Below are 20,108 nucleotides of genomic sequence, written 5' to 3'. Positions count from 1 at the left end.
GAATAATATTTATATGATTGATTAAGAGAGGTCTATTATGCAACGCGTGGGTTTACACATGTCTCCAAGAAAATCAGCACTTCGCGTACTCTTTTCTCTGTACCTTACCGGAAAAATTGCCGAAACGATGTGGGAGCAAATGATGTCGGTGTTTGACACCTATGCTGCCAACGCTGGAGAACGTGAAGCGCTCGCGCTATTTTTTACAGATGCCTTTCGCGAATTGGGTCCTGAATCGACAAAAATCCCAAAAGAAGATGAAGTTCAGGAATTATTATCAGTAATGCGTTCAGCCTGACCTGATTTGCACACCTTTTCTCCCAAGGAGAAGGTTCCTGGTTGTATAGAGATTGGTACAACCAGGGATTTTTTTAAAGTCGGACACCGTAATGTCCGGCTTTTTTATTGCCCTAAACTTACGTAAACGCAACACCGCCCAACGCATCATCACCGGAATGCGCATCAGACGATGTACCCACCTGCTCATCCTCTGCAATCAGCGGCAATTCGTGGATATGGGTCCGTTCAAAAAGGCTCACCTCACTACCAATCCAGCCTACTGTAGCGGCTTCTCTTGTAAAGAGGCTTACCTGCTGAATCAAGAAAGCGACAACAACAGCAGATACACCGACATGTAAAAGTGCATTCAGCCCTTGTGTCATCCCAAAAATCAACAACACGAACATAAACCAGGCGATGTACAGGTAGCTGGCAGCACCGTATTTCAAGGGCCAACTGAGCCCGGCTGAAAAAGCACGCCAAACGGTATCATGTCGAACTACTACAGCAATCCGTGCATACCGCTGGAACAGGTCTATCGTAGCCAGTGCTGCAATTACCAGAAAGGGCAGAATCACCGCCATGCTCCAAAAAGCCCCAACTTCTCCTGTCCATACATTGATAATGCCCAGTCCAATCATAACGGCTACAGCAGCAGCAATGGCCTTCACGGGAAGGAACAGTAACCCAAGCAACAGCCCCTTTCCGGTGTAATAGCCGACACCTCGCCAAAAAGGCCAAATCCCTCCCTGGTGTAGCGCATAGATGACTCCCATCCGCGACGCGGTTTTCCAAATCCAGTACACAGGAATTACGATGAGCAACTGAATACCGAGGACTTTGAAAGCCTCCGTGAGCCCATCGAGGATCTCACGCCACAAAACAAGATCAAACCGCTGAATAAGGTCTGGCCCAAAACCTGTAATCCCTACGTGCTCCACTACAGCATTGTAAATCGGGAAGCCAAGCAGGACTGCCACCAGCAAATCGAATCCGTATAGCAGCGCAACAAGGCCAAGCCGGCCCCGCAGCAGTTGAAAACCGGCCCCCAAACTTTGTGTAAACAGTTCGCGCTTTGAAATATCCATAAGACGCATGATGATTCGCGGGACCTAAAACAAGGCGCCCGCTACATTGAACAATTGCTGCAGCCAAACAATTACATTGGCCGTCTGCAGCCGCGCAAACCTCGACTCCGGATTAACCCGGAGTCGGTTATCCAATTGGTTAATATCCAACAGCACTTTGTTGTCAGGATCCAGGTGAACCTCTTCTATTGCCGCCGGCCGCGCAAACGTGATGGTCTTTTCGAGCTCCTCACCAGACCATTCGACCGTTTCTACTACACCATTATCAAATACCACCTCGATCTCCTGCGGGAATACGCCATCTGCATCTCGCGTAAGGTGTACCTGGTTGACAACCGTGTCGCTTACTTCGTCGGGGACCACGGTAATATCAGCAACTTTGTAATCCACCACTTCAGTACCATACACATACTGGCGAAAGAACCAGTCCAATGACTGGCCCGACACCTTTTCTACTACGTCAATAAAATCCTCTGTAGTAGGATGGCGGAATCTCCACGCATTGTAATAGGTTTTCATCACCTCTTCCATCACATCCCACCCCAGGTAATTCTCGAGCGTTTTCATCACAATGGCCGGCTTCGCATAGCTTGCCTTACCGTAGTCACTTCTGAATTCGTACTCCCAAGACCGCTTGTAGATAGGACCCCGCTCGGGCCGATTGGCAATGTACGAGAGCCGCTGCACATCCCGATCTGCAACCTTTAACCAGGGAAAGTCAATAACACCGCCATTGCCATACACCTCATCCATGATGCGCATTTCGATGTACGAATTAAGCCCTTCATCCAACCAGGCTTCTTCAGCCTCATTGCTGGCCAACATCCCATAGAAGTACTGGTGTCCAAACTCATGTATCGTCACCAACTCCAACAACCGCACCCACTCGGGTAACAGGTAGGCAGTGCCACAGGTGATGAGCGTTGGATACTCCATACCGTTGCTTCCGCCAATGCCATCCACCAGTGTCAGCGTGGTGTAGGGATATGGGCCCACCCATTTCTCAAAATATTCCAGGCTTATTTTTGCCGCGTCGAAATGGCGCTCAACTTGCCCGCGGTGTTCGGGCTGCAGCATAAGGCGAAGGCTGACATGATTCCAGCTATCTTCGAAAACCAGGTAATCACCGCTGGCTGTCCAGGCAAAATCATGGACATCTTCCGCCTTGTAGGTTACAGTCCGCTGCCCTGATGCAATGGTCTCGTCAATAAGTACACCAGAAGCGCCAACCTCGTAGGTTGCCGGCGTTGTGATGGTTACATCGTAGGTACCAAAGTCGGCGTAGAACTCACTGTTTGCATGAAATTGGTGGGTACTCCACTTCCCGCGGGATGCGTCATCGGGCACATAGCGCTGTCCCGGTATTTCGTATACACCGAGCTTGGGAAACCACTGGACAACCATAAAAAACAGGCTATCATTGTCTTTACGCTCCCATCCTGTGCGCGCAAAAATTTGCGGCATCTGCGAGGTAAAATCAATATCGAGCGTGATGGTCTCACCGGGTGCTACGGGCGCCGGCAATGGTACAGAGATGACAGTTTGATCTGCTTCATTGTCGTCATCGGGCTGGATAAACCGCATGGCAGAAGTAAGATCTACAGACGCATTGCCCTCGAGTACTGCCGCGTCTGTAAGGCCACGCTGCACAATTTCCATCTGATTGATTTCGATCCCGCCCCACGGGTTCTCGCCGTCTGGTGTGAAGCCCCGGTGGCTGCCACCACTCTCCACCATAAAAGTACTTTGCTCATTTTTAAACGCATTGAGATACAGATGAAACTGCAATTCATCAACAGGTACGGCATCCGGATTGCGCCAGGTGACGCGTTGCGTTCCAGCAATCGATCGTTCTTCAGGATTCAGCGTAACATCCATCTGGTAAGAAACCAGCCGGTTGCTCAAGGGCGTATCAGAGGTTGTTGCCTGCTGCGCACGAACAACACGCGTACTAAAGAAAAACGTACAGCAGAAAATCGTGCCCAGGATCAAATAAAGCGCACGCATGATGGGACGGCTATTCATCAGATTATTGCATTTTGGGGTAGCAACCTGAGATAACATACGGATTTCCCCTTGCAAGTTGCAGGCAGCCTGACGGGCAGGCAGAACAAACAAATTAGCCTGCAAGTTGACAGCAGTCACCTTTCTTATTCAAGGTACCCATGAACACGAGCAGTTATCCCAGCCACGCTACCATTACAGAAGTGGGCATGCGCGATGGCTTTCAGTTTGAGTCTACGCCTATCCCAACAGCATTGAAACTGGAGGTCTTGCACGGACTGGTGGCAGCCGGCATACAGCGCATTCAGGTCACGTCTTTTGTTCACCCGAAATGGGTCCCACAAATGGCTGACGCCGAAGAACTGGTTGCCAATTTACCCGACAACACCTCAACCGTATTCACCGGATTGGCGCTCAACGCCAGAGGCGTAGAACGCGCAGCAAAAACCGGCCTCCGTCACGTGGACTTATCCATCTCCACCAACAACCAGCATAGCCTCGACAATGCAAACATGTCGCGCGAAGATGCCATCCAGCAAGCTCTGGAAATGGTTGCACTGGCAAGAGATGCCGGCATGGAGGCACAGATGGGATTCCAGTGCGTGTTCGGATACGCTACACCGGGTGATACACCAATCGAGTTGATTTTAGATATGACGCGTCAGTTTGTCTCGCAAGGGATTGAATCGCTGTCGCTGGCAGACTCTACGGGGATGGCAAACCCCACCCTCATGGCCTCAACCCTCAAAGCCGTTGCGGCTTGCGCTGAAGGCATACCCATCGTCTTACATCTCCATGACACGCGCGGCCTTGGGCTAGCCAATGTTGTAGCAGCGCTGCAATGCGGCGTCTCACACTTCGACACATCGATTGGCGGACTTGGTGGATGTCCTTTTATTCCGGGTGCCACCGGCAACATCGCCACAGAAGACACGGCCTACCTCCTCGAATCGCTCGGCATCAACACGGGTATTGACACTGCGGCTGTTGCCCAGGTCACCCAAAGCGTCGCAGCCCACCTTGGTCGCAACTTGCCAGGAAAACTCTACAACCTGGCTACACGCGAAGGTTAACCCCGTGTTACTTCACCACGTGCATGATTTTGGTAAACACTTCCTTGTTTGCCTGCATGCGATAGATGTACGCACCACTGGCAAGCCGGCTTGCATCCAGCACCACCTTGTGGCGTCCGGCATTGTAGTCCTGCTCCACGGCTGTCAGGACTTGCCGGCCAAGCATATCAAATACTTGTAATGAAACCGAAGCCGGCTCAGGCAAACCAAATGAAATTGTTGTAGAGGGATTAAACGGATTTGGGTAGTTCTGATCAAGCGAATAAACCGTTGGAATCAACCCATCAGTTTCCAGATTTGTAGGTTGCCCTTTCCCAAACACAAGCGACTCCACAGTGAACGTAACAGGCATCGGTTCACTCCCTTCCGTATGGAATGAAAAACTGATGGCCGACGTGGACTGCCCCTGAAAACCAGACTGGCCGTTTCGTTTGGAGAAATCTTCAAACACGATGGTGTAATTTTTGGGTGACGCTTCAAGTTCGATATCTTTAGTAAAGAAATCGCCGGCGGCATTGGCCTCTTCCAGGCGAAGCTGGGCTGTACCCGTACCAGCAGCAGTAAAACTCACATACGAGAACGTACTGAGATCAATAGCGCGTCCACCCGGGCGGAAGTGCCGGAAAACAACCAGGCTATCAGCCACGGTACCCGATACCGCAGCACCGCGCTCGATTACAAACCGGCCATCACTCGGGTTGTAACTCGGCTGTTCCAGGATTTCGAACACCTCAATATCGGTATCCTCCTGTGCATCCTCGATTTTACCCCATGGACCGTCTGCGATGTAAATTTGATCTACGTTTGTATTGGCATCGTTTGTCACCGTCAACAACGCATCAAACAGCACTCCGGAAGGCAACACAACTTCTACCTGCTCCTCGTCTGTTGCATTTCCTGTTACAGGGATCACGCGTTCAAATACAGACTTTTCTCCCCCCTCAATATTGGTCGTTTCCCCTTTAAAAATAAATTCGGTTACGCCGGCAGGTTTCCGAAGCTGGAAAACCAGTTGGCCGGCCTGGTAGCTTCCCCGCTCCACAAAAACATCAGGGATTTGTGGGATATCATCTTCGCGGCTAACAAAGCCGATGCTCCCTACTGTTTCCATGTTGTTTAAAATGTCTTCAACCAGTGCAATGGTAAATTGCGGATTATAAGACCACACCTGGAAGTTCAATATCTCGCCTGTCACACTTGTCTGTATCTGGTAGGCGTCGCGCACAAAACGGCTATCGATCAGGTAGTTGGCCCCCTGACGGTAGCCGACAAAATTGATGGCGTAATCCACCTCACCATTGTCATGTTCGAGCACAGACAACACAAACGGATGCCCTTTAATTGAGATCAGAGAAACGGACTCTAACGAAGCGCCTTTCAGGCGATCGCAAATGTTCTTTGTGTGATCATAAAGTTCATCGACAGGCGACGTGGTAGCAAACAAAGCTGCCAAACGGGCATCTTCATCCATATAGTCTACAGCCAACACACTGGTGGCATTCGTGATTCCGAAGAGGTCTTTTGGCGTCGTCACAACACCATCAGAATTCCGCGGGCCTTCCGTAGGCACAAGATCAATTACATCCTGAGCATTCAGACTACCTGTTCCCTCTACAGCGTCAGCACCTAATGCGCTCAACCGCGGCAACGCTGTCGCCTGGGCTTTGGCAACCGACTGTATCCAACTGGTGTGCTGCGTCCGGTAATTACGCTGAGAAACCAAGGATGCAAGGTCGCCATTTGACTCAAGGCCGGCCTCCTCCCCGGTGCTTGTTGCAATACGAAGCGGAGGTACCTTGGCAAGCCCGTATACAATCTGGCCGCGTTTTGTCCGGCCCGTAATTTCAACATCACTCTTGTAGGGCCCACGCGATGCGCCGGGTGTCACCGTAACCAATACCTTGATACGCGCAGAAGCCCCCGGAGTCAGGGTTGCCTCTTTTTGCACAAGCACGCGCGTATCGCCAAGGCCGTCATAGGTTGCATTAACAGGCAGGGTTGACTCGGAGGTTGTCCAAATCTGCTGTACAGTGACAATTGCGCCGGGAAACAGCTCCATCAAATTGAAAGAGAAGTCAAGCGAATCCAGTTTAACCGCACCCGTGTTTTCAAGCTTAAACGAAACCAGGGCATCAAACCGCGTCGTATCACCAGCAATATCTTCCACAAAAGCATTTACATACAACGCAGGGCGAAACGCAGCATCAACCTGCGTCGGCTCGTCTTCTCCCGCATCACCTGCGTTGCCATTTCCGTTTGGATCAGGGTCTGTACCCGCATTGGAAAGATCAGTCACAACATTGCCTGCTGGATCGGTAGCAGTTGCAGTAGCCTGCGACAAAAACAGATCTTCCCCGCCTTGCTGGGCTGCTGGATCAGGGGTAATCTTAACAACATAGCTAAGAATGACATCTTCCCCGGGCGGCAAATCAGGCAGGTTATCTTCGAGCAGATTGACTTGAGAAACTCCATCGTAGTTTGCTGCCGGCACGTAGGCATCCCCATCTATAACAGCTAGGGTTTGCACGTCGATGTCAGCAGCCGGAAATGCGTCTGCAAGAGGATCAGCAACCTGGACATTGCGCAACAGCACGTCGCCTACATTTTGCAGGGTAACAGAAAAAGAGGCTTCAAATCCATCGGATACTTCAACGAGTTCGTTGAGCACCTTTGCAACACCGATGGCCGGCATTGCCGCAACATCGAGCACTGTTGGCTCATTTTCATCAGCCTCGTTCGGCACACCGTTTCCATTGCTGTCTACGACAAATCCGTTGGCAGAAATATCTGTAGTACCCGACCCATTTGGGCCCGTTGCAGATGCAATAGCAGACAGAGAAAAAGGTCCAACTGCATCAACCGGCAACACAGCCAAATCAATCAAAACCCGGGCTGTATCCCCTGGCACTAGCCGGCTTTCACCAGCCAGTAATTCTGTATGCTCAACACCGTCAAAATCCTTATTCAGTGCGAGGGGGCCCTGCACACTTTGCTTCAGCACATCAAATGAAGTACCCGCAAACGTTTGGGCCAAATCGGTGGTCACGCTTACATTTTCGAGCGGGACATCCCCCAGGTTCTCCACCCGGAGTACGTACCGACTGGTAAAGCCTTTCAGGTCTCCATCAGCAGGCAATGCAGCCATCGATACGCCAATAACCGGACGCTCAGTCAGGACCAGCACACCGGGTTCATTCTCTCCTTCTTCTGTTGGATCACCGTTGTTATTCGGATCCGGATTCAGGCCACTTGTGCTTTCATCTTGCAACGTAGTGCCAAAGGGTGTGCGGGCCGCTCCCATGCTATGTAAAGCATAGGGCCCAAAGTTATCGACAGGAATAACTTCCAGCTCCACCTCTACAGTCACTTGCTGCCCAACGCCCAATTCAGCACCGGTTGGGGCCAGCAATTCCTGATACTGACCGCCATCAAAAAGCGGGTTGGCTTCGAAAGGTGATGCAGGTGTAACCCGTACGACACGGTATGAGGTACCGGCCAGGGCGGCTTCTAAATCCTGCTCCAGCGACAAACCTGAAAGCGGTACATCGCCAAGATTCTCAGCAACCATGGTATACACAAGTCTGAAGGTGTTTAAATCCCCCGTGGTTGCGGCCAGACCCAACGCCACACCCAGGTGACCTGTTGGCGCAAAGGCTGTTATAGAATGGTCGTTTTCTCCGGGCTCGTTGGCATTGCCATCGTTGTCAGCATCTACAGTTGTGCCATTGTCAGAGGTATCAGACGTTGTTGTCCCGGCCGGCGTATCCGCATAAGCAATAACCGAATTGCTATAGGGTCCAAACGACGAAACAGGCTCAACGTCTACGGTAAAACTTATTTTTGCAGATGCATTAGGTGCCAGTGAATTCCCAAAACGTGCCAGTAGATTCTTGTCGTTTAAGCCATCAAAATCGGGGTTGACGGCCAACGGCTGGGTAGCTGTCAGATTCGACACAGAGAAATTGGTCCCTTCAAATGCACGTCCCAGGTCTTCGAGTAATTGGACACTGTTCAGCACAGTATCTCCCAGATTGCGAACCTCTATATCGTAATAGACACCAAACCCGCCAAGATCACCTGTTACCTGCGTAGCAAACAATGACACACCAATTGATGGCGCACCCTCAAAAGCGATGACGGTCACATCCTCTTCACCCGGATCGTTTGCCCGGCCATTTCCATTGGGATCCGTCTCTTCGCCATCATCTGAAAGGTCAAAAACGGCGCGCCCGTCAGGGCCTTGCGCCGTTGCCCGGGCTACGTGGTTGAAGAAACCGAGACTGAAGGCCGGCGATGCTTCCAACGAAAAACTTAGTGTGGCCCGCTCCCCAACGCCTAGGTTACTGGCTGCAGCATCCAGCATGTCATCTACAGCCTGCCCATCAAACGTGGCGTTGATAGCTAAAGGACCATCTACACTCAAATTGGATATGGAGGTATTGCCTGGCCCAAACAACCCCCCCAGATCATTTATAATTTGCACTTGTTGCAGCGGTACATTGCCAAGGTTTTCAACCATCAGCGTGTAGTCTGCTGAAAAAGAAGCTGCAGTCCCGGTAACATTGGACACTTGCATGGCCAGCCCAATGGACGAGCGCGTATCAATATTGATGACCGACGGATCGTTTTCTTCCGAGCCGTCTGCCAGGCCATCTTTGTTGAGATCTGTTATCAGACCATCATCAGAAATATCTTCTACAACAACACCGGTCAGCCCTTCCGCAAAACCGTTTGCATTTCCCGTATAAGGGCCGAGGTTGGCAAATGGTGTCACATCCACGACATACGTGATAGCCCCTTGCTCACCAACACCGAGCACGCTCTGCGTAGACTCGAGCAGGTTTGTATCCAGGTCTCCATCGTAATTCGGATTGATGACCAGCGGCGCAGAAGCATCAGCAGCAACTACCCGAAAATCTGTACCCTGGAATCGGGCGGTGAGATTTTCCAGGACCTGCACACTTGACAGCGGCGTGTTGCCGAGATTTTCAACGAGTACATCAAACTGAGCTTTAAAGCCGGCGGGATCGTCTGTGATCAGTGAAACCTGCTGGGCAAGGCCAAGCGATGGCTCCGGAGCCACGTAAACAGTGATTGCCTGCGTGTCATCTTCTGCCGGCTGATTCGGCAGCCTTTCATCAAAGTTGTTGGGCGTAGAATCCGGGTCATCTCCCGCATGAGCAATGACCTCAGAAAACAGGGTATATGCACCACCAGATGGTGCCAGAAGGGTAAGAGTAAGCACTGCCTCATCACCACTGGGCAACTGGTCGATGAACCAGATGCGTTCGCCTGGCGAGAAATTTCCTTCAGGCGCATCAGCAAGCTGGATTTGAAAAGTAGCCGGCATATTTACACGCACCCGAATGCCCTGCGCATCATCCGGGCCATCGTTTGCAACGCGGATGAGGTGTACAAAAGCCTGGTTATCAGCTGGCACTTGCGTATCAAGCTCAACAGCCACGCGTAAGTCGTTTACCAGTGGAAATAGCGACTCATCGAGGTAGGCCGGCGAAGAAGCAACATACGACCAGGTATCAACGCCAGCAGCATCTCCAAATGCCTCAGCAAATGGATGGGCACCTGCCCGGCTGTCCGCGCCTCCGAGCCCATTGACGGGTTCGGGCGCACCTGGCCTGCCTTCAAGCGCAGCATCGTTGTAGTAAACGGTATAAGCCGGCGCACCTGCTCCATTTTGCCGTTCGAGCACAATGCCCTGGACCTGGTTTTCAAAATCCAGGGCCGGCAAATGAATTTCGCCAGCTAATGCGACAACCCGGGCCTGGTAACCACCAGCTACCCCATTTACGGCAAATCCGCTGGCATCATTTCCATTCCATGGCACAATGTTTTCGCCGGCACGCGCAACGCCAGAAAGAAACGTATCCGTTCCATCTCCCCAAATTCCGTTCTGGTTCAAATCGATCGTCAACAGGTAGCGGCCGGCGGCAGATGCCTGGAACGAAAAGCTGCCCGTTTTGCCCACGCTGCCGGTGTATGAAAGGCCATCAAACGTGGCAGGTGCAACAACCGGATTGGCTAACCAGACCGGCACATCTCCCTGCATCGCTGCCACAGGCAGGTCATCAGCAGGTGGTACCAGAAAGAGCTTATGCGTAGCAGCTTGCTCCGTATCCTGCATGAAAGGGTTGTGCAGCTTCACGCCATCGGGCAATCCGTTATTAGAAGTATTCAGGGGATCCAGTATTATGGATCGATAGAGCAGTGCCTCTTCAGTTACCGTTTGAAAGCCGGCAGAGTTAGCAAACAACAGCAAGGTATGCCCACTAATGTTGTTCAGGTCTATGCGATAGTCATAACCATCTCGCGTACGCGCAAACAAGGTTGAAGCAATAGAAGCGGTCGCACTACCCAGGTTTAGTGGGAGATGGTTGGCAAATACGCGACCCGGGACTTCCTGTGTATCAGCATTGCGAACCGTGATATCCCAGGCTGCAATGGTATACACGTCGGGTGCCTGCTGCCAGGATGCGCCGGCAGGAAGCGGTGTTGAAAATGCCCAGCTATCTGGTGCTGGTCCTACAAAAGTTACTTCCCAGATGCCTTCTGTCGAGGCGTCTGCGGCGCGTTCACATGCCGTGTAGCCGCCTACATTGGGCAGCGGACCGGCCCGTTCTTCATCAATCGACGGAATTATCCCCCACCGATCACCCGCGGTTGCTGGCTTCAGTGCCAGACATGAGCCCGTTGTGCCATCAGGCTGGGTAAATTGAATGTCACCTTCATACATCCCCATTGCGCTTGAACCCAACTGAAGGGTCTCTCCTGCGCGCAGGTAGACATAAAACTTGTTCATTCGGTTGATGCCGGCCACAGTACGGCCATGCCCACCTTCGAGAAAAGGACGATATCCGCCATTCCTGATGAGATCTTTGCTCCCATCAGCCCGGCTGGGTTGAGAAATGATCATTGGCATGATGAGCAAGCCAATGCATGTTGCACGGAAATAGACGTGGCACTGTAATAACCAGTACAGTGCTTCCATGCAACGAGAAACAATGCGCTGCATTCCAGACATAGAAATTACAATCGGGATCCCAGGGAGCCAGAGAAGAAAAGCCCTGTATCCTTCACTTGAGGGGTTAGAAGAACGAGCGTAGCCACGCTAGAGCAAGGTCGAACCGTTCGTGCTGACCAGGCAGAATTGTTGAGCAATCAAGCTGCTGTTGGTCCACATGAACGCGACAGAACGTAAGCGATTGTATCGTGTCTTTTCGCCTGCCACCAGGGGTCCTACCCGCAGATGTGCCGAGGAGGGCAAAAGTTTAGCACAGACACGAAATGAGTTCACCGAAAAACGGTGGGATCATCCATAAAATCCATAACCGTATCCAGTTTTACCTACTACAACAGGCGCACAAAGGGGTGCGCTAAAAGCAACGTCGTTCTGAGAGAAAATGGTCTCAACTGAAAAGAAAGACCTCTCACACTCAGGCAATCGGACATTGTTTCTGTTGCTCAAATTGGTTCGTCACAATTGATAAGCAATCCGTGAAATGTGGACCTACTTGACGATAAAATCACAAAAGTTATGACACTTCAGCGTAGGCTTCGATTGGTGGGCAGGTACAGATGAGATTTCGATCGCCATGGGCATCGTTCAGCCGGCGTACGGAAGGCCAGAATTTATGGGACCTTGTCCATGGCAATGGGAAGGCAGCTTTCTCGCGTGCATAAGGCATGTCCCATTCATCTGAAACCACCATTGCTGCAGTGTGTGGCGCCTGCTTGAGCACGTTGAGCGTCGCATCAACTACACCAAGCTCTACTTCCTGGATTTCGCTTCTGATGGAAATCATTGCATCACAAAAACGATCCAGTTCAGCTTTGGACTCACTCTCTGTCGGCTCAATCATCATGGTACCCACAACTGGCCACGACATGGTAGGTGCATGGTATCCATAGTCCATCAAACGCTTGGCAACATCCTGTTCTGTGATGCCGCTGGCTTGCCGGTAGGGACGCAGATCCATGATAAACTCATGCGCCACGTAGCCTTTCTCGCCACGGTAAAGAATCGGGAAATGTCCTTCGATGCGGCGGGCAATGTAGTTGGCGTTGAGAATGGCCATCTGGGAAGCTTCGCGCAGGCCATCGGGGCCCATCATCGCGATATAGGCCCAGGAGATAAGCAAAATACTGGCGCTGCCATAAGGCGCTGCCGAGACTGCTCCAATGGCATGTTCACCTCCTGTAGGCACAACCACGTGGCCAGGAAGGAATGGAGCAAGGTGGTCATTTACACAGATTGGCCCCATACCCGGGCCGCCGCCGCCATGAGGGATGCTAAACGTTTTGTGCAGGTTGAGATGACACACATCTGCACCATAATCACCCGGCCGGCATAACCCCACCTGCGCGTTCATGTTGGCGCCGTCGAGGTACACCATCCCGCCATTATCATGGATGATCTGGCAGATTTCCCGGATACCTTCTTCAAAAACCCCATGCGTAGACGGATAGGTAACCATCACGGCAGCAAGCGTATCAGCATGCGTTGTGGCTTTTTCCCGCAAATCTTCCAGGTCGATATTTCCCGCGTCATCACAACCAACGATAACGACCTTCATACCGGCCATAATGGCGCTGGCAGGATTCGTACCATGTGCCGACTGCGGCACAATACACACATTCCGATGGTGGTCGTTTCTGCTTTCGTGATACGCACGGATGGTCAACAGGCCGGTATACTCACCAGAAGCACCTGAGTTAGGCTGCAGCGAAACCGAGGTAAAGCCAGTGATTTCAGCAAGCCAATTTTCGAGTTCTTCGATGATAACCTGGTACCCTTTTGTTTGCACCGATGGCGCAAACGGGTGTATCCGGTTGAAGCCGGCCATCGTGACAGGCATAAGCTCAGCCGCTGCGTTCAGCTTCATCGTACAAGAACCGAGCGGAATCATACTCGTCGTAAGCGACAGGTCAAGCGAAGCAAGATGATGAATATACCGCATCAACTCACTTTCTGAATGGTAGCTATTGAATACCGGATGGTCCATGTATCCAGACTGGCGGGTAAGCGGACCGCTGTAACCCGGCGCCAATTCTTCTGCAATTTCAACAGCATCTGCATCCACGGAAGCTTCCAGGTCAAAAATGGCAAACAGGGTATCCAGATCGTCTGCAGTGACCGTTTCATCGAGCGAAATACCAACGGTACCATCGCGGAAGACGCGGAGGTTAACCCGGTTATGTTCAGCCGCAATGAGCACGCGATCCAGGGTCTCATCGTCGAGCTCTACCCGTAGCGTGTCGAAAAAGTGTTCGTGGCGCAATACATAGCCAAGCTTTTGCAAACCATTCGCCAGCACGCGCGTGGCATTATGAACGCGTTCAGCAATCAGCCGGATACCTTTCGGGCCGTGGTACACAGCGTACATACTGGCCATCACGGCCAGCAGTACCTGGGCTGTACAAATATTCGAGGTCGCCTTGTCCCGGCGAATGTGCTGCTCACGTGTTTGTAAGGCCATCCGGAGCGCTGGCCGACCGTCTGCATCAATCGATACGCCAATGATACGGCCCGGCACCTGACGTTTGTAGGTTTCCCGTGTGGCAAAAAATGCTGCATGCGGCCCACCGTAGCCAAGAGGGACACCAAAACGCTGCGAGTTACCAACAACAACATCCGCCCCAAACTCCCCCGGTGGCGTCAAGAGCGCCAGGCTTAGCAAGTCGGCTGCAACAACAACATAGGCGTCACTGTCATGGGCAGCTTCGCAGAACGCGGCATAGTCTACCACTTCGCCATCAGTGGCGGGATACTGCAGGAGGGCACCAAATACGTCTTCAGCAAAGGTGTAGTCGGCAAAGTTGCCAACCCGGATATCGATACCAAGAGGCTCTGCCCGCGTTGCCACGACGTCTATTGTTTGCGGGTGACAGCGCTCATCAATAAAGAAGGCTGTTTTCCCGGAACGGCGCGACAGCCGGCTGAACATCATCATGGCCTCTGCAGCAGCAGTACCTTCATCAAGGAGAGACGAGTTGGCTATCTCCATACCCGTCAGGTCGATGATCATCGTTTGAAAATTGAGCAACGCCTCGAGCCGCCCCTGCGAAATTTCAGCCTGATAAGGCGTGTACTGCGTGTACCATGCAGGGTTTTCAAGAACATTACGCTGCACGGCGGGCGGGGTAACCGTGTCATGATATCCCATCCCAATAAAAGAGCGGTAGACTTCGTTTTGGCCGGCAAGCTCCTTCACACGTTGTAAGAGCTCATACTCTGACAACGCTGGGGGCAAGGCAAGCGCTTCCGCTCTCAGAATCGACGAGGGCACAGTTGCCTGCGCAAGCGCATCCATTGATTTTAAGCCAACGGTTTCCAGCATTTGCTGTACTTCTTCGCTGGAAGAGCCATTGTGACGGCGGGTAAATTTATCGGTAAAAGACAGATTTATGGCCATGCCTTTGTGCAATTTTCGGTAGGTAAGTGAGGCGTGGTGGGAAGCGCTTCGAATATGCCCCTAGTAGACCAGAATATACAGGAAGTTTCCAAGGCAAGCCACCCCCGCATTTTCTTCACGAAAGATGGTTCAAATTGCCAGAAACGGCTGTGAAAGAGACGTCAGGTGCGGGGTTTACTGCGGAGGAGTTTCAAGGCTTCTTTGGCGGCGCGTTGTTCAGCCATTTTTTTGCTCCCTCCCTGCCCACGACCGTGTGGCTCCCCTTTCAGGATTACATCAACTGAAAACGTTTTGGCGTGGCTGGGGCCTTCTTCGGACACAACGCGGTAGATAGGCTGGGCCCAACTTCTCGCCTGGGCATATTCGAGCAGCAGGCTTTTAAAGTTATCGTATTGCTGGGCGAGCGCCTTGAGGTCAACTTGATTCAGCATCGTGCGCTCAATAAAATGCCGGGCAGTATCCAACCCCTGATCAAGATAAATGGCTCCAATGAGCGCTTCGAAGGCATCAGCGAGAATGGTGCGATTTTGCCGGCCTTGCTCCTGCACCATATTCTTGCTCATCAGGATGAGGGAGCCCAGGTTGATTTCTTCTGCACAAATTGCAAGGGCCTTCCCGTTAACCAATTTTGCCCTCAACCGGGTAAGAAACCCTTCATCTTTTTCGGGAAAATGTTCAAAGAGATGTTCTGCCGTTATAAAACCAAGCACGGCATCTCCGAGGAATTCGAGGCGTTCGTTTGACCGGGTACCAGATTCCGGCTCGCCACGTAACAAGGACCGATGTCGCATGGCGCGCTCATAAAGGGCCATATCCCCAATGCGGAAGCCAACCAGGGCCTCCATCGCTTTTCGCGACAACCGATACTTCCGCCCTGGCTTCATCGACCTGCCAAGCAGACCACTGAGAAACCCTTTAACCGAGAAGCGAAATATGTTGCGCTCTTGAAACACTAAGAAAAGCGACCGTAGGTGTTAGTTAATTTGTTTATTACCACATATTTAGCAAAAGGCTCCGCAATTCTGGTTAGGTTCCCGGCCTGTAGAAAAAGTTCAAGATAATTTTGCAGCACAACAGCAACTTGAGAATTTTTCGAACGCCATACTGAACCCTTCATGCTGGAAAAGACGTATCTTGCATTGTAGCATCAATTAACCACACAAGAAGCACAACATGGCATTTTGGGCCTTTAGCTGGATACTCATCCCCATTGCCGGCATTTTATTCGGTGCATTCAAGGAATGGTTGAGTTTTAAGGAGAAGCAACTTCAACTTGGAGAATCGACCGAACATCTGGAGACCAAAGTAAATGACCTCCTGAAAAAACTGGAGTCTTCAGAATCAGAGAAAAGTGCACTGCTATCGCGCCTTCAAAACCTGGAAACGATTGTTACAAGCCAGGTATGGGACGTATTGCTTGATGAAGAGAAATCAGCTGAAACTAAAAAGCTGGAAATCGAAGCAGCCAAACCTGCGATTACTATTCCCCCAATTGATGAAGATGAAGCGCGGGAAAAAGCAGAGCAACTTGCCCGACGCCTTCGTGTATAGACCCTAACCGATTTGAGAAGCTAAACCAGGTAGCATTATGAAACCAAGAGTTGTAATAATAGGCGCTGGGTTTGGTGGATTGAGCGCAGCCCGGCACCTGCGCAACGCGCCAGTCGACGTATTGCTTATCGACAAAAACAATTATCACACATTCCAACCGCTACTCTACCAGGTAGCTACCGCCGGCCTGGAGGCTGAAGAAATTGCACACGCTGTGCGCGGCATTTTCCATAAGCAGAAAAACTTCGATTTTTATCTTGGCGAAGTCACAGGGGTTGACTGGGCACAGCGGCAATTACACATCCTCGACGGCACCCGCATCCCCTTTGATTATCTGATTGTCGCAGCCGGCGCCACTACCAACTTTTTCGGCGTTGCTGGCGCAGCACAGCATGGTTTTGGCTTAAAAAATCTCACAGAAGCCGTTAACTTGCGCTCCCATATCATCGAAAGATTTGAAACAGCAAACCGCTTGCGCAAGTCAACCGCAGATACCCTGCTTAACGTCGTCGTCGTTGGTGGTGGCCCGACAGGTGTTGAGATGGCCGGCGCATTATGCGAGCTCTTTCAGAAGGTGCTCAAAAAAGATTTCCCCCACCTGCCGGTTGATAAAGCACAAGTCTACCTGGTTGAGGCATCATCCAACCTGTTAAATGCCTACCACGAAAAATTACAGCCCTATGCACGCAAGCAGCTTGAACGACGTGGCGTCAATGTGATGCTCAACACACAAGTTGTCCGGGTGACTCCCGATGCGGTACACCTGGGTGATGGCACGCAGATTCCAACGCAAACCATGATCTGGGCAGCAGGCGTGCGTGCCAATCCGCTCGGAGAAATACTGGGCCTGCCTACTGCGCGCGCCGGCCGCATTGACGTAGCGGAGGATCTCAGTATTCCAGGGCACGAGCAGGTTTTTGCCGTTGGCGACATTGCAGCAAGCAAAAACAAAGCAGAAGAGATAGACCCTCAACTAGCGCCTGTAGCCATGCAAGGCGGCCAACACGTTGCAGAACAGATCATCCGGCACCTCAACGGAAAGCCGGCAACACCCTTCAGCTACAAAAGCCGCGGTATCATGGCAACCATTGGGCGCAATGCCGCGGTTTCTCAGCTCGACATAGGTATCCGCAACACCGGGTTTCTTGCCTGGGTTATGTGGCTCGTTTTGCACCTGATGCAACTGGTAGGTTTCAGAAATCGGTTGAACGTTTTGCTTAACTGGGCCTGGAATTATTTCACGTACGACCGTAGCGCCCGGCTTATTATGCCGGCAACTGAGGAAGCACCAGACCTGGTTGAATCTGCCCCTGATAGCCCTTCGCCGGCCCTCACAGAAGTGTAAGATTGAGCCTACCGTGCTTTTTGCACTAATCGGGCTGCGCCAATGGACCAGCCCGAGATGTGCCCCCGTAACGCAATTCTCTTTCTAATTGGCGTCTATGGCTGATTAGATCCCTTAGTTTTTTTTGTTCATTGGGAGCCCCACTACGCACCGCGGTTTCGATTCACCACCGAAGCTATCCCTGCAAGCAAAGGTTTCTACGCCGGCTCACCGATACTGCCGGCACCCTACCATCCCTGCACCACCATGCGCAGGCGACACGGCCATCCTTTCTGCAGATCTATTCCCTCCTAACTCAAAAGAATTTCAGGATGAGACGAACTTCTACCAGGTGGTGGCGCGTTGCGCTCACGCTCTTTTTCATGTTGCCGCTCATAGCAGCAACAGCTTCAGCACAAGACAACTTCCTCGCCCACGTTGAGACTGAAAATCTGGATACCTTCATATCAGATATTTCAGCAACCGGCGGCAGTATTACCAAAGTAATTCAGTTAGATGGCACCTCCGTTGTCTGTTTCAGCGGAGATCGGCAGGTAAAACGCTTTGCCCGGCAACACAAAGCGGCCAACCAGGTGGCCAACGATCCCAATGTAGCGTGGATCCAGCCAGACATGCAGGCCATCGTTGGCGCTGCAGAGACCTTCGGCAATCCACCTAACAGTGGCGATGACGATTTTTTCTTCGACCTTCAGTGGGGGCATGACGCTATCAATGCGCCCGAATCATGGCGAAAAAGGCGGGGCGCCGGCGTACGCGTGGCTGTCCTCGACAGTGGCATCGACGCAGAACATCCTGACCTTGCGCCAAACCTCAACAGTGCGTTGAGCAAGTCGTTTGTACCGAACGAGGACTGGAATATCCAGTCCGGATTTGGCTTTAACCATGGCACACACGTAGCCGGCACTATAGCTGCTGCCGACAACGGACTTGGTACCATCGGTGTTGCACCAGAAGTTGAACTGGTTGCCCTGAAGGTCCTTTCCGAATTCACCGGAAGTGGCAATTTCAGCTGGATAATCGATGCAGTGGTATACGCCGCTGACAACGATGTCGACATTGCCAACCTTAGCCTTGGTGCGGTTTTCCCTAAAGGAGGATCTGCTGGTGCTGATGGGCGGGCACTGAGAGAAATACTCAATGCAGTAGGTGAGTACGCCAACGAGCGTGGTACAATGCTAATCGCTGCAGCTGGCAACAACAGCCTCAACATAGACAACTGCTGTATCGCACTGCCAAGTGGTGCCAAGCACTTTCTGTCAGTTTCAGCAACTACACCAGTAGGCTGGGGGCTGAACCCGGGCACAAACATGGATGTACCGGCAAGCTATTCCAACTATGGAGACCGGCACATCGATTTTGCTGGCCCAGGCGGTGACGCCCTTTATGCCGGAGCGGAGACCTGTACGGTTGGCGGATTAACGCAGCCTTGCTGGGTATTCGACCTTGTCTTCAGCACAATCAACGAAGGCTGGGGATGGGCTGCCGGCACAAGCATGGCTGCCCCTCACGTGACGGGTGTTGCAGCACTGCTTAAGAGTTGGAAAAAGGGCGCCACCCCGGCACAGCTCAAAAACATGCTCAAGGCATCAGCTAACAAACTAGGTGACACACCTGGTGACGACACGTTCTTTGGCCACGGTCGCGTAGATGCAGAATCTGCACTGGGACTCTGGCGCACCAGAGACAACGGCGTTGCTGCAACGGACAATCTGGTAGCAACTGCCGGGTTTGATACAGAAACCCCGACCAGCTTTGCAATTGAGCAAAACTATCCTAACCCATTCAATCCGACAACAGCGATCAATTTCCATCTCGCAGAACAGGCAGATGTTCAGGTCGCGGTATACGACATGATGGGCCGCCAGGTCGCATCGCTGGTTAACCAGTCCATGGTTGCGGGTTCTTACACAACTTCATGGAACGGCAAAGATGCCGGCGGGCAATCGGTTGCTAGCGGGGTTTACCTGTACAAAATTGTTGCAGGCAACTTCACAGCATCCCGCGTAATGACATTGCTCAAGTAAACCAAAAAACTCAATACCCAACACAGCACCGCACAGTACCGGCGCGCCCTGCTCAGGCCGCCGGCTACTGTGCGGTTCTTTTTTAGTGAGGAGTGAGGAGTGAGGAGTGAGGAGTGAGGAGTGAGGAGTGAGGAGTGAGGAGTGAGGAGTGAGGAGTGAGGAGTGAGGAGTGAGGAGTGATTGAATTTTCCTTCGACATTAGGGGTTCCTTGTTCTGTGTTCGATATTTACCACCGCGCCTGCGCCAAACCTCCATCAATTCTCGGGCTTGCTGGCGCATGCGGCGTAGCCAAATACTGCTACACACTTCCGTC

General features: G+C 52.0%; 10 protein-coding genes. 5 read left to right on the top strand and 5 right to left on the bottom strand.

Features of this window, described 5'->3' with window-relative positions; all coding sequences use genetic code 11:
- Positions 1–58: 58 nt before the first annotated feature.
- Positions 59–298, top strand: a complete 240-nt coding sequence (locus tag AAF564_01970) for a hypothetical protein (GenBank protein MEM8484281.1) — start codon at positions 59–61, stop codon at positions 296–298.
- A gap of 118 nt (positions 299–416) precedes the next feature.
- Here the strand turns inward: AAF564_01970 and AAF564_01965 are convergent, their stop codons facing one another.
- Both AAF564_01965 and AAF564_01960 read right to left on the bottom strand, forming a co-directional pair.
- Positions 417–1,367 carry a hypothetical protein gene (locus tag AAF564_01965; GenBank protein ID MEM8484280.1) on the bottom strand — a complete coding sequence of 317 codons (951 nt, stop codon included), beginning with the start codon at positions 1,365–1,367 and terminating at the stop codon, positions 417–419.
- Between the two features lie 24 nt (positions 1,368–1,391).
- Positions 1,392–3,392: a M1 family metallopeptidase gene (locus tag AAF564_01960; protein ID MEM8484279.1), complete on the bottom strand. Its 2,001-nt coding sequence runs from the start codon at positions 3,390–3,392 to the stop codon at positions 1,392–1,394.
- 140 nt (positions 3,393–3,532) lie between these two features.
- On the opposite strand from AAF564_01960, the gene AAF564_01955 reads away from it, so the two are divergent.
- Positions 3,533–4,444 (top strand): hydroxymethylglutaryl-CoA lyase, encoded by a 912-nt coding sequence (locus tag AAF564_01955; protein MEM8484278.1) that lies wholly within the window; start codon positions 3,533–3,535, stop codon positions 4,442–4,444.
- Between the two features lie 7 nt (positions 4,445–4,451).
- On the opposite strand, the gene AAF564_01950 is transcribed toward AAF564_01955, so the two are convergent.
- The 3 genes from AAF564_01950 to rnc all read right to left on the bottom strand — a co-directional run bounded on the left by AAF564_01950 (position 4,452) and on the right by rnc (position 15,758).
- The gene (locus tag AAF564_01950) at positions 4,452–11,450 is read right to left on the bottom strand and encodes a T9SS type A sorting domain-containing protein (protein MEM8484277.1); all 6,999 of its coding nucleotides are present in this window, start codon (positions 11,448–11,450) and stop codon (positions 4,452–4,454) included.
- Between the two features lie 544 nt (positions 11,451–11,994).
- On the bottom strand, positions 11,995–14,874 hold the full coding sequence (gene gcvP / locus AAF564_01945) for an aminomethyl-transferring glycine dehydrogenase (GenBank protein MEM8484276.1): 2,880 nt from the start codon (positions 14,872–14,874) through the stop codon (positions 11,995–11,997).
- A 161-nt stretch (positions 14,875–15,035) separates the two neighbouring features.
- On the bottom strand, positions 15,036–15,758 hold the full coding sequence (rnc, locus tag AAF564_01940) for a ribonuclease III (protein MEM8484275.1): 723 nt from the start codon (positions 15,756–15,758) through the stop codon (positions 15,036–15,038).
- A gap of 289 nt (positions 15,759–16,047) precedes the next feature.
- On the opposite strand from rnc, the gene AAF564_01935 reads away from it, so the two are divergent.
- From AAF564_01935 to AAF564_01925, 3 genes are all read left to right on the top strand, one after another.
- Positions 16,048–16,425 (top strand): hypothetical protein, encoded by a 378-nt coding sequence (locus tag AAF564_01935; GenBank protein MEM8484274.1) that lies wholly within the window; start codon positions 16,048–16,050, stop codon positions 16,423–16,425.
- Between the two features lie 37 nt (positions 16,426–16,462).
- Positions 16,463–17,770, top strand: a complete 1,308-nt coding sequence (locus tag AAF564_01930) for an NAD(P)/FAD-dependent oxidoreductase (protein ID MEM8484273.1) — start codon at positions 16,463–16,465, stop codon at positions 17,768–17,770.
- Between the two features lie 311 nt (positions 17,771–18,081).
- Positions 18,082–19,794 carry a S8 family serine peptidase gene (locus tag AAF564_01925; protein MEM8484272.1) on the top strand — a complete coding sequence of 571 codons (1,713 nt, stop codon included), beginning with the start codon at positions 18,082–18,084 and terminating at the stop codon, positions 19,792–19,794.
- The last annotated feature ends 314 nt before the right edge of the window (positions 19,795–20,108 follow it).

It is taken from the genome of Bacteroidota bacterium (assembly GCA_039111535.1).
In the GTDB taxonomy this organism is placed as follows: domain Bacteria; phylum Bacteroidota; class Rhodothermia; order Rhodothermales; family JAHQVL01; genus JBCCIM01.
Note: the sequence above shows the minus strand (reverse complement) of the source record. Positions and strands in the feature narration are given on the sequence as shown.

Excerpts from the sequence above, each read along its gene's own strand:
- AAF564_01925 (MEM8484272.1), top strand. The coding sequence starts at position 18,082 with ATGAGACGAACTTCTACCAGGTGGTGGCGCGTTGCGCTCACGCTCTTT.
- AAF564_01955 (MEM8484278.1), top strand. The coding sequence starts at position 3,533 with ATGAACACGAGCAGTTATCCCAGCCACGCTACCATTACAGAAGTGGGC.
- AAF564_01960 (MEM8484279.1), bottom strand. The coding sequence starts at position 3,392 with ATGAATAGCCGTCCCATCATGCGTGCGCTTTATTTGATCCTGGGCACG.
- gcvP (MEM8484276.1), bottom strand. The coding sequence starts at position 14,874 with ATGGCCATAAATCTGTCTTTTACCGATAAATTTACCCGCCGTCACAAT.
- rnc (MEM8484275.1), bottom strand. The coding sequence starts at position 15,758 with ATGAAGCCAGGGCGGAAGTATCGGTTGTCGCGAAAAGCGATGGAGGCC.
- AAF564_01935 (MEM8484274.1), top strand. The coding sequence starts at position 16,048 with ATGGCATTTTGGGCCTTTAGCTGGATACTCATCCCCATTGCCGGCATT.
- AAF564_01970 (MEM8484281.1), top strand. The coding sequence starts at position 59 with ATGTCTCCAAGAAAATCAGCACTTCGCGTACTCTTTTCTCTGTACCTT.
- AAF564_01965 (MEM8484280.1), bottom strand. The coding sequence starts at position 1,367 with ATGGATATTTCAAAGCGCGAACTGTTTACACAAAGTTTGGGGGCCGGT.
- AAF564_01930 (MEM8484273.1), top strand. The coding sequence starts at position 16,463 with ATGAAACCAAGAGTTGTAATAATAGGCGCTGGGTTTGGTGGATTGAGC.
- AAF564_01950 (MEM8484277.1), bottom strand. The coding sequence starts at position 11,450 with ATGGAAGCACTGTACTGGTTATTACAGTGCCACGTCTATTTCCGTGCA.